At 58.1% G+C, this 10,082-nt stretch carries 10 protein-coding genes, 1 pseudogene and 1 riboswitch; of the genes and pseudogenes, 1 reads left to right on the plus strand and 10 read right to left on the minus strand.

The window, feature by feature from the left end; all coding sequences use genetic code 11:
* Positions 1 to 210 (plus strand): annotated as a pseudogene (locus tag ACXJ5O_RS11385) (lytic transglycosylase domain-containing protein); the annotation flags it as partial.
* Positions 211 to 432: 222 nt separating this feature from the next.
* Here ACXJ5O_RS11385 and thiD read toward each other — a convergent pair.
* The 10 genes from thiD to ACXJ5O_RS11435 all read right to left on the minus strand — a co-directional run.
* Positions 433 to 1,233, minus strand: coding sequence for a bifunctional hydroxymethylpyrimidine kinase/phosphomethylpyrimidine kinase (thiD, locus tag ACXJ5O_RS11390; RefSeq protein ID WP_457299988.1), 801 nt, complete (start codon positions 1,231 to 1,233; stop codon positions 433 to 435).
* Complete coding sequence (gene thiE / locus ACXJ5O_RS11395) at positions 1,230 to 1,889, minus strand: thiamine phosphate synthase (RefSeq protein WP_457299989.1); 660 nt, start codon at positions 1,887 to 1,889, stop codon at positions 1,230 to 1,232. Before thiE ends, thiD begins: the two co-directional genes overlap by 4 nt.
* 25 nt (positions 1,890 to 1,914) lie before the next feature.
* Entirely contained in the window at positions 1,915 to 2,841 is a 927-nt protein-coding gene (locus ACXJ5O_RS11400) for an ABC transporter substrate-binding protein (RefSeq protein WP_457299996.1), read from the minus strand.
* Between the two features lie 65 nt (positions 2,842 to 2,906).
* Positions 2,907 to 3,650: an ABC transporter permease gene (locus ACXJ5O_RS11405; RefSeq protein ID WP_457299990.1), complete on the minus strand. Its 744-nt coding sequence runs from the start codon at positions 3,648 to 3,650 to the stop codon at positions 2,907 to 2,909.
* 118 nt (positions 3,651 to 3,768) lie between these two features.
* A riboswitch (TPP riboswitch) is annotated at positions 3,769 to 3,871 on the minus strand.
* 56 nt (positions 3,872 to 3,927) lie between these two features.
* Positions 3,928 to 4,890, minus strand: coding sequence for a TadE/TadG family type IV pilus assembly protein (locus tag ACXJ5O_RS11410; protein WP_457299991.1), 963 nt, complete (start codon positions 4,888 to 4,890; stop codon positions 3,928 to 3,930).
* A 144-nt stretch (positions 4,891 to 5,034) separates the two neighbouring features.
* On the minus strand, positions 5,035 to 5,811 hold the full coding sequence (locus ACXJ5O_RS11415) for an ABC transporter ATP-binding protein (RefSeq protein ID WP_457299992.1): 777 nt from the start codon (positions 5,809 to 5,811) through the stop codon (positions 5,035 to 5,037).
* Positions 5,808 to 6,641 (minus strand): ABC transporter ATP-binding protein, encoded by an 834-nt coding sequence (locus ACXJ5O_RS11420; protein ID WP_457299993.1) that lies wholly within the window; start codon positions 6,639 to 6,641, stop codon positions 5,808 to 5,810. Before ACXJ5O_RS11420 ends, ACXJ5O_RS11415 begins: the two co-directional genes overlap by 4 nt.
* Positions 6,638 to 7,561, minus strand: coding sequence for a nickel transporter permease (nikC, locus tag ACXJ5O_RS11425; RefSeq protein WP_457299994.1), 924 nt, complete (start codon positions 7,559 to 7,561; stop codon positions 6,638 to 6,640). The genes ACXJ5O_RS11420 and nikC overlap by 4 nt, the downstream gene beginning before the upstream one ends.
* Entirely contained in the window at positions 7,558 to 8,610 is a 1,053-nt protein-coding gene (locus ACXJ5O_RS11430) for an ABC transporter permease (protein WP_457299997.1), read from the minus strand. The genes nikC and ACXJ5O_RS11430 overlap by 4 nt, the downstream gene beginning before the upstream one ends.
* 31 nt (positions 8,611 to 8,641) lie before the next feature.
* Positions 8,642 to 10,082: ABC transporter substrate-binding protein (locus tag ACXJ5O_RS11435; RefSeq protein WP_457299995.1), on the minus strand; the 1,441-nt coding region annotated here is incomplete at its 5' end.

Here is a 10,082-nt window from a genome sequence, read left to right on the forward strand (position 1 = left end):
GTCCGTATTGGGGCCTGATGCAGATGCTGCCCGCGACCGCACGCGGCATGGGGCATGACGGCAGCGCCAAGGATCTGCTCGATGCCGAGACCAATCTCAAATATGGCGTGAGATATCTGGCCGGGGCCTACAAGGTCGCCGATTACAATCCGGACCAGGCAGTGCGGCTTTATTCACGCGGCTATTATTTCCAGGCCAAGCGCAAGGGCATGCTGGACGTATTGGAGCCGGCATCGCCGGTCGAAACCGTTGCCGCTCCCGAACCTGCTCCGGTTGCCGGCAATACCGCGGTTGCCGCGACTATCCCGACCGCAACCCAGCCGTTCCCGCCGGCAGCTCCGGCCACCGCGCAACTCGCTTACGCGAGCGATCAAGTCGTTCTTCCCGCGATGGTCCCCTTGCCGTTCGAGCGGCCCGAAATGATCGACACCGTCATGCCGGCCACCAGCGGTGGAAGTGGTGCACAGGCCCGCGTCCCTGCCCCACTTTAAGTATTTCAGCCGCGGCAATCGCCGCCGTCAGATAGTCTTTCGCATCAGTTACAGCCTCACCTAAATCAAGGCCTTTGGCCAATCCGGCGGTTATTGCGGCGGCCAGAGTGCAGCCAGTGCCATGGTCATTGTTCGTCATGATGCGCGGGCTTGAAAAGCGCTGCATCGTGACACCGTCGAACAAAAGGTCCGTACTCATCTCGGATTTCGCATGACCGCCCTTGACCAGCACAGCCGCCGCTCCGAGCGCCAGCAGTTTCTCTGCCTGCCGGGCCATCCCGGCTTCGTCCTCTGCCATAGGCTCACCTGTCAGCAATGCTGCTTCCGGCAGATTGGGTGTCAGTACCAAAGCGCGCGGCAGAAGAAGCTGCCGCAACGCTTCAATAGCCTCTGGCTGCAACAGGCGGTCGCCCGATGTAGCGACCATAACCGGGTCCAGTACCACCTTGCGGTTCCAGTGCTCGAGCGCGTCAGCGATTGCCTCGATCGTTTCGACCACGCCGACCATGCCGATCTTGATGGCCTTAACGTCGATATCAGACAGGACAGCATCGATCTGCGCGCGGACGATGCCAGGCGAAAGATTCTCGATAGCGCTCACCCCGCGCGTATTCTGCGCGGTGATCGCCGTCAAAACACTGGTGCCATAAACGCCAAGCGCCGAGAATGTCTTTAAATCCGCCTGGACGCCTGCGCCTCCGCCGCTGTCGGAACCGGCAATCGTCAATGCAATTGCAGTCATGCCCGTTCCTTCAACGCAATATCGACCGCCGCCAGCAATGCAGCGGTCACGCGTTGCGGATCGTCCTGCCGGAAGATCGCCGAAATTACCGCCACGCCATCGGCTCCGGCAGCAATCGCAGGCGGCGTACGCGCAAGATCGATACCGGCGATTGCGCCGATCGGAAGGTCTGGCTTCACCCTGCGGATGATCGGCGCCAGACGGCTGAACCCCTCAAAGCCGATAGGTTTCAAATTGTGCTTTGCCGGTGTTTCGAACAGGCCGCCGATACAAGCGTAGTCGATATCGGCCTCGATGGCCGCCTGAGCATCTGCTTCGTTCTTTACCGTTAGGCCGATGATCGCGTCGCGTCCGAGCAGACGGCGCACATCTGCCACGAGCATGTCCTCGCGGCCGACATGCACGCCTTCGACGCCGGCGGCGAGCGCCACGTCGATACGGTCGTTGACCACCAGCGGCACCCCAGTCCCCTTCAGTGCAGCATGGATAGTTCTGGCCCGCTCGACCATAAGGCGCGTTGGCGAGTTCTTGTCACGGTACTGGATAATTGTCGCGCCACCGCGCGCGGCGCTAAGCGCAAGCTGGCCTAGGTCTCTGCCCCCGCCGATAGCATCGACATCGACAATGGCGTTCAGCCGGTAATCTACTTTTGGCATGTGTTCTCTCTTTGGGTTGAAACGTTCAGTTTAATTCCACGGCGATGTCTTCGACCTTGGGGACGCTCTTGATCAGCCCCGCATCGTGCATGAAGACACCGAACCGTTCGTAGCGGCCGCGATCGAGCGCAGCGGGCCGCTTGGCGAAGCGCGGCAGCGTGTCGATCCAGGCCTGCTTGTTCAGTGGATTATCCAGATCCGGATAGGCCTTGATGAAGAGCTGCCAGGAATCGTCCGGATGGTTGGTCAGATAGATCGCGCCCTTCTCCACCGCGCCGAGAAAGCGCTTGAGCCGGTCGTCCTTCAGCAAATCCGGGTGAGTGACGAAAATAAGCTCGTCATAGGGAGGCACGCCATGTTCTTCCGGGAAGAAGGCGAGCCCCTTGTGCCCTTCCTGCGCCATCTGCGTCAGCTCGAAATTGCGATAGGCACCCACAGTTGCATCCACCTGCCCGGAAATCAGCGAGGTGGAGAGAGCAAAGTTGACATTGATCAACTCGACATCCTTGGTCGACAGGCCTTCCGCTTTCAGCATGGCACCCAGCATCGCATCTTCAAAGCCCGCTACGGAAAAGCCAACCTTCTTGCCTTTCAAATCCTTCAAGCTTTTGATTGGCCCGTCCGCCAGCGTCATCACCGTATTGAGCGGCGTTTCGACCAGTGTGCCGAACCGGACCAGCGGCAGGCCTTCATCATGGTCAAGAAAAAGCGTGGGCTGATAGTGAATTGCGATGTCCGCCTGCTTCGCCGCAACAAGGCGTGGCGGCGCTGCCGGATCAGCCGGCGGGATCAGCTCGACATCGAGACCGGCCTCCGCGAAGTAACCCTTCTCTTTGGCGATGACCAGCGGCGCATGGTCGGGATTAACGAACCATTCGAGAAGAACAGTCAACTTGTCGGCTGCCATGGCCGGGCTGGAAAAGCCGAAGGCAGAAACGGCGAGACCGACCATGAAAATCAGGGAATGAATGCGAAACATCGAAGATCCTTTTGCATGCGATGAAATAAGGGAAATTGTCATGCCTCGCGCGCCCATGGCGTGAGCCGTCTTGCCAGCGCATCGACCAGGAAGCGCAGGACAATGGTCAGCGTGGCGAGAATGATGAGGGCAGCAAACAGCGTATCCGTCTGCATGCGCGCATTGGCCTGAAGCATGACGAAGCCGAGACCGCGCGACGAGCCAACCCATTCGCCGATGACAGCGCCGATTGGCGCGAAAACTGCGGCGACGCGCAAGCCGGAACCCAGTGCGGGTAAGGCGCTCGGCACACGCACGAGAAACAGTGTCGCGAGGGGCGATGCCTGTGTCAGTGTCGCCGCGTCGAGGAGATCCTGATTGGTGCGCTGCAGACCGTCGGCGAAGGCCGAGGCCACTGGAAAGAAGATGATGAGGCTCGCCATCACGACCTTCGAGGCAAGGCCAAAACCAAACCACAGAACCAGCAGCGGTGCGATGGCGAAAACCGGCAACGCCTGCAGCACGAGCATCAGAGGCCAGACGATCTGCCGGAAACCCGGCACAGCGCAGACGAGAAGAGCAGTAAGGATGCCTGCCAGCGCCCCAAATATCAGCCCAAGGATAATCTCCACCATCGTGATGGCCGCGTTGGTCAGCAGATAGTGCTGCTCGTCGACCAGCGTGGCAATAACCGTCAATGGTCCCGGCAGGATGAAGCGAGGCGGCGCCATCACCCAGACGATCACTTGCCAGCAAAGGACCACCGCCAGCAAAGCTGCCGCTATCTGCAAAACCAGGCGCATGGCGCTGTTCACGCCACTACCGTTTTTGCCGGAGAAATTTCAAGGAAACGGGCACAGTCTGGTCTCCATCATGATCGGAGATCCGGATATGTGCGAAGACAAGACTTGAGGTGTGCGAAGAAGGCTCAATTCCCGTTCCTACGCCGGCATAACCCGGATCAGGTTCAAGGGTCCAGCTCGACGCTATCTCAGCACTGTACAGTGCCCCCCTCGGAATGCAGTCATGATGGAGCGGCGCAAGGACAAAGTCAATTGCGCCGCTGTGGTTGTTATCGGACTAGTTTGTCAGACGGACGTTCTCGCCGTCCACGGATTTACAGGCGGCCTCTACCTGGTAGAAAAAGTCCTGTTGCGTAAAGCCACCACCATCTTCCCAAGCGTGGTCTTGCTTGCCACCGCAATTGAACAGCTCGTCCAGTGGAGGGGTTGTGCCCTTCTTCAACCGCACGCCCTCAACGAACAGATAATCGACCGTATTTGGATCGTCGGTGCGCAACGTCAGGTTATAACTGCTAGAGGAAGCGCTCGGTACGCAAAGAGTATGGTTGGGGTCCGCGGGATCGGCGGTGTACTTGTATCCAATGTCGCAGCCATCGTTTTTGACTTCCATCTTGAGATACAACTTGTCGTAATCTCCGAGATTAATGGTCGTATTGTCCGGCGGCACCTGGGTTTTGATACCCGTACCACGACCATTCTCACTGTTGGGACCACTTCTGTAGGCACTTGTGTAGGTTACAGTTCCCATCACGGTTTCCACGCCGTTCTTCACGACAACGATGGAAACCTTCTTGAAATACCAGCCGTACATGTCACCGGGAATGAATTTCGCCGTTGTAGGTTTCAATGGCGCCAAGGCCGTAGCATTCACGCCGATCGCAACCTTGTCCTGCTTTAGCAGATGCATGAACAGTGTGTTTGTCCCGCCGCTGATTGCAACGTTGACCTTTTGATCGGCCGCGGTGAATTTGATGGTAACCTTGTCCGCTGCCGCACCGAGATTAGCCTTGAGGTAGGCTTTTGCACGCGCTTCTGCCGCCGCAGAATTCGACCCGGTGAAAACCGACGCCCCAGCCAATGCGGCCGAATCTGCGGCGTTCTGTAATTTGGACCGCTCATTGCTCGCGAGGCTGTAATCCACAGCCAGTCCGGTCATCCCCATGATCGGTATGAGCAGCAATCCGAAGGTTATTGCTGTTGCCCCGCTGCGGTCCTTGAGGAAATTTCGAATTTTTTTCATTGGCCCACTCCGTCGTTACATGGACCTTTGAATCTCCGGCGTAAATTCGTGCTTAGTAAATTCATTCATATTTTCACGATCATGCTTAGGCAGCACGATTTGTATAAAATCATTGTTGGAATGGTAAAAATCCAATGAAGATTGTTAACGCTCAGGCTGGATATCCGGCCGGACGAAACCCTGGCTCGCGACGAGAAGATTGCGCGTGTATTCCTGCGTGACCTTGCGTTTCGCAAGTTCCGATGCGGTCAGCCGCTCCACCTCGGCGCCATTCTGCATGACCATCAGCCGGTCGCACATATGGGTAACCACGGCGAGATCATGGCTCACCATGAGGAAAGTCAGTTTCCGGTCGCGCCTGATCTGCTCCAGCAAGTTCAATACCTCCGCCTGAACCGACGCATCGAGGGCCGATGTGGGCTCATCGAGGAGCAGGATCGACGGTTCGAGGATAAGCGCCCGGGCAATGGCGACGCGCTGACGTTGGCCGCCCGATAGCTGGTGTGAATAGCGGAAGCGGAAGCTCGACCCCAATCCCACTTCATCCAGTGCGCGCAGGATACGCTTTTCGATATCACTGAACCCATGGATCACCAGCGGTTCCAGGAGTAATCGATCCACGGTCTGGCGCGGATGCAGCGAGCCATAAGGGTCCTGGAACACCATCTGCACTTCGCGGTAAAATGCCTTGGTGCGGGACGAACCCAGCGTCTTGCCGTTGACGGTAATCGTTCCGGCGCTGACCGGAGCGATACCTGCGACAGCACGCAGCAATGTGGATTTTCCCGAGCCGGATTCACCGACAAGACCAAAGGATTCGCCCGGCGCCACGTCGAAGCTGACACCGCGCAGGGCGAGAAAGCGGTCGAATTTCACTTCGAGCTTTTCAATGACCAATGCGTTGGACCGGGTTGGCGTCATGCGGCCCACTCCGGCTTGCGGTCGAGCACCGGCAGCGGATGCCGGTCGACACCGATCTGCGGCATGCAATTGAGCAGGCCTTGCGTGTAGGGATGCTTGGCATTGTGCAAATCGGTTGCGGCAATTTCCTCGACGATCCGCCCCGCATACATGACGATGACGCGGTCGCAGAACGATGAAACCAGCCGCAGATCGTGAGAAATGAAGATCAGGCCCATGCCGCGATCCCGCACCAGATTGTCGAGAATCCTCAGCACGTCGAGTTGCACGGTCACATCCAGCGCCGAGGTGGGCTCATCGGCGATCAGTAACTCTGGCCCGGTGATCAGCATCATGGCAATCATTGCGCGCTGACCCATGCCGCCCGAAACCTCATGCGGATGCAAATCGTAGACCCGCTCTGCATCACGGATCTGTACGGCGGCAAGCATGTCGAGCGCCCGTTTGCGTGCCTCGGCCTTGCTGACCTTCTCATGCGTCCTGAGCGTTTCGACGATCTGCCGGCCGATACTCATGACAGGATTGAGCGAATATTTCGGATCCTGCAGGATCATGGCAATGCGGTTGCCGCGAAGGCTTCGCCGCTGCTTCACCGAAGCCTCCAGCAGGTCGATGCCGTCGAAGTTGAGCTTCTGTGCAGTGATCTTCGCATGTGGCGGTGTCAGCCCCATGATGGCGCGGCCGGTCTGCGACTTGCCTGAACCGGACTCGCCGACGATGCCAAGCCGCTCGCGTCCAAGCGTGAAGGAAACGCCGCGCACCGCATCGACGGTGCCAGTACGGGTCGGAAACTGCACGCGAAGGTCCTCTACGGTCAGCATCGTGCTCATTGGTTGCTGCCCCGCGGGTCGAGCGCATCGCGCAGGCCATCGCCTAGAAGATTAAAGCCGAGGCTGACGATCAGGATGGCAAAGCCCGGTGCTGCTGCAACCCACCACTGATCCATAATGAAGCGACGGCCGGAAGCGATCATCGCGCCCCATTCCGGCAATGGCGGCTGTGCACCGAGGCCAAGAAAGCCAAGCCCGGCGGCAGTCAGGATGATTCCCGCCATGTCTAGCGTTACGCGCACTATCAGCGAAGAGAGACACAGCGGCATGATGTGACGCAGCACAATCCGAATCGGCGACGCACCCATCAACCGCACCGCAGCGATGTAGTCGGAGTTGCGCACGGTCAGCGTTTCAGCGCGCGCGATACGCGCATAGGGCGGCCACGAAGTGATCGCAATGGCAATGACCGCGTTCTCGATGCCGGGCCCGAGCGCGGCGACGAAGGCCAAGGCAAGAATAAGCTTGGGAAACGCCAGGAAGATATCGGTGATGCGCATCAGAATTGAATCGGTCCAGCCCCCGGCATAACCAGCGATGGTTCCAACCAGAAGCCCGATTGGTGCTGCGATGATGGCAACGAGGATGACCACATAAAGCGTCAGCCGCGAGCCATAAATCAACCGCGAAAGAATATCGCGGCCCTGGTCGTCGGTGCCAAGCAGATATTCGCCGCCCGGCGGCAACAGGCGCGCATTGCGTAAATCGCCGATCACGGGCGAATGTGGCGCAAGCACATTTGCGAAGGCGGCGACAAGCAGAAGTGCAATGATGATGCCGAGACCAACGACGGCAAGCTTGTTGCTGGCGAAGCGGCTCCAGACCAGATAGGCCCTGCCGAGCCGAGCCTGCATGCGCGATTGCGGCCGGTCGCTCATCAGCCATTCGCGGCGCGTCATGGGTCTTGCAAGGTCGGTCATCGCGCACGTGTCCGTGGGTCAAGCGCCCGATACAGGAGATCGGACAGAAGGTTGATGGCGACGAACACCGTTCCGATGATGATCGTACCTCCAAGCACCGCATTCATGTCGGCGTTCTGCAGCGAATTGGTGATGTAGAGCCCCAGCCCCGGCCATGAGAAAACCGTCTCGGTCAGCACCGAGCCTTCGAGCAATCCGGCATAGGACAGCGCGATCACAGTGACCAGTGGCACCGCGGCATTGCGCAGGGCATGGCCCCAGATGATGCGCGTTTCGGAAAGACCCTTGGCCCGCGCGGCCACGATATATTCCTGTTCCAGCTCGTTGAGCATAAATGATCGCGTCATCCGGCTGATATAGGCCAACGAAAAATAGCCGAGCAGCGAGGCGGGCAGAATGATGAAGCTGAAAATGTTGCGAAACGCTTCCCAGTTCCGCTGCAGAACCGCATCGAGCAAGTAGAAGCCGGTGATAGGCGTGAAGGTGTATTCATAGACGACGTCGATACGGCCTGGCCCCGAAGTCCAGCCGAGCTTGGCGTAGAACACGACAAGGCCGATCATTCCAAGCCAGAAGATCGGGACGGAATAGCCGATGAGGCCGATGACGCGAACGATCTGATCGATGATGCTGCCGCGTTTGACCGCAGCGAGAACGCCCAACGGCACCCCAAAAACCGCACCGATGAGCGTGCCGAATGTCGCAAGCTCCATCGTGGCGGGGAAGACGCGCCTTATGTCCTGCATCACAGGATTAGTGGTCAGAACCGAATTGCCGAAATTACCCTCCAGCACGCCCTTAACGTAGATGAAAAACTGCTCGTACAGTGGCAGATTAAGACCGAGTTCTTCGCGTACCCGTTCGACCACGTGGGCAGGCGCCCGGTCGCCAACGATGGCAAGAGCCGGATCGATTGGAATGACACGTCCGATGAAGAATGTGACGGCGATCAGCCCCAGGAACGTGATGATGCCGATCAGGATGAACCTGCCGGCGGCCCAAGCGAAGTTGGTAGCCCAGGCGCCTGAGCGCCTGGACTCCAGTTGCATGTCGGGATTGGTCAACGGTGCGAACCCCGGATCACTTCGAGATATTGAAAACGTAGTTCGTGTCGAATGACGGTCCGAGCTTGAAGCCCTTGAGGTTCGAACGATAGCCCGCAACCTCGATCTGCTGGAAAATCATGATGAAGGGGCTGGTTGCTAGAACTTTTTTCTGCAGGGCCTGATACATCTGTGCTCGTTTGGCACCATCTCGCTCGAGGAGGGCAGCCTTGGTTTCCTTGGTCAGGTCCGGCACATCCCAGGCGTTGCGCCACGCCAATGTCTTATTTGTGCCTTCGTCGGAATTGTTGGGGTTGTTGGTGAAGGTGTCCGCATTCGAGTTCGGATCCCAATAATCCACGCCCCACTGGCCGATATACATGTCATGGGTACGAGCACGATACTTGGTCAGCGTCTGCTTACCATCGCCCGGAATGATCTCCATCTTGACGCCGCCCTGAGCGAATGTCTGCTGCACGGATTCGGCAATGCCCGTCACCGGCTGATTGTTTCGTACGTCCATGGTAACGGTGAAACCATCCTTCAGGCCTGCCTTTGCGAGCAGTTCCTTGGCTTTGGCGACATCCAGCTTGTAGGGATTCTCGTCGAGTTCGCCGAGGACACCCTTCGGCAAGAATGTCTGGTGGATCTCGCCAATGCCCTTGATCAGCTTCTCGCCGATAGCGTCGTAATCGACGAGGTATTTCAGCGCCTCGCTTACGCCTGGCTTGGCAAGGTCCGCGTTTTTCTGGTTAAGGCTGATGTAATAGACGGTGCCTTTTGGCGCGTTGGTGGTCGCGATGTCACTGTTCTTGACCACCTGCTCCAGATCGTTGGGTTCTAGATTGCGGGCAATGTCGATATCGCCCTTCTCAAGCAGGAGGCGCTGCGCTGCGCTTTCCTTGACGTGTCTATAGATGACACGCATGAGAGGCGCCTTGGTGCCCCAGTAGTTGTCATTGCGTTCCAGAACGATGATTTCGTTGGCGCGCCAGTCGCGGATTTTCATCGGACCGGAACCCGCATAGGCGGTCTTCAGCCAAGCCCAGCCGAAATCATCATTGACGACATGCTCGGAAGTGAGCTTCTTGTCGACAACCGAGGCAACTGTCGCAGTCAGGCAGTTCAGGACGAAGCTCGGTGCGTAAGGCTGATCGACTGTGAACACGAAGGTCGAAGGATCGGTTGCCTTGGCCTTTTCGGTGACATTGTCGGGCTTCAGGCCAAACTGGGTCAGGATGAACGCCGGGCTCTTGTCGAGCTTGACGGCGCGTTCGAACGACCAGGCGACATCATCAGCCGTGACCGGATTACCCGACGCAAATTTCAGGCCCGGCTTCAGTTTGAAAGTATATGTCAAGCCATCATCGGAAACCGTCCAGCTTTCGGCGACATCGGCAACGACCTTCGAAGGATCGTTGATATCGAGCCGAACGAGCTTGTCATAAGTGTTGCCGTTGATTTCACCGGTAGTGAGC

This window comes from Phyllobacterium sp. P5_D12 (assembly GCF_054049495.1).

Excerpts from the sequence above, each read along its gene's own strand:
- thiD (WP_457299988.1), bottom strand. The coding sequence starts at position 1,233 with ATGACTGCAATTGCATTGACGATTGCCGGTTCCGACAGCGGCGGAGGC.
- ACXJ5O_RS11405 (WP_457299990.1), bottom strand. The coding sequence starts at position 3,650 with ATGCGCCTGGTTTTGCAGATAGCGGCAGCTTTGCTGGCGGTGGTCCTT.
- nikC (WP_457299994.1), bottom strand. The coding sequence starts at position 7,561 with ATGACCGACCTTGCAAGACCCATGACGCGCCGCGAATGGCTGATGAGC.
- ACXJ5O_RS11410 (WP_457299991.1), bottom strand. The coding sequence starts at position 4,890 with ATGAAAAAAATTCGAAATTTCCTCAAGGACCGCAGCGGGGCAACAGCA.
- ACXJ5O_RS11400 (WP_457299996.1), bottom strand. The coding sequence starts at position 2,841 with ATGGTCGGTCTCGCCGTTTCTGCCTTCGGCTTTTCCAGCCCGGCCATG.
- ACXJ5O_RS11415 (WP_457299992.1), bottom strand. The coding sequence starts at position 5,811 with ATGACGCCAACCCGGTCCAACGCATTGGTCATTGAAAAGCTCGAAGTG.
- ACXJ5O_RS11420 (WP_457299993.1), bottom strand. The coding sequence starts at position 6,641 with ATGAGCACGATGCTGACCGTAGAGGACCTTCGCGTGCAGTTTCCGACC.
- ACXJ5O_RS11430 (WP_457299997.1), bottom strand. The coding sequence starts at position 8,610 with ATGCAACTGGAGTCCAGGCGCTCAGGCGCCTGGGCTACCAACTTCGCT.
- thiE (WP_457299989.1), bottom strand. The coding sequence starts at position 1,889 with ATGCCAAAAGTAGATTACCGGCTGAACGCCATTGTCGATGTCGATGCT.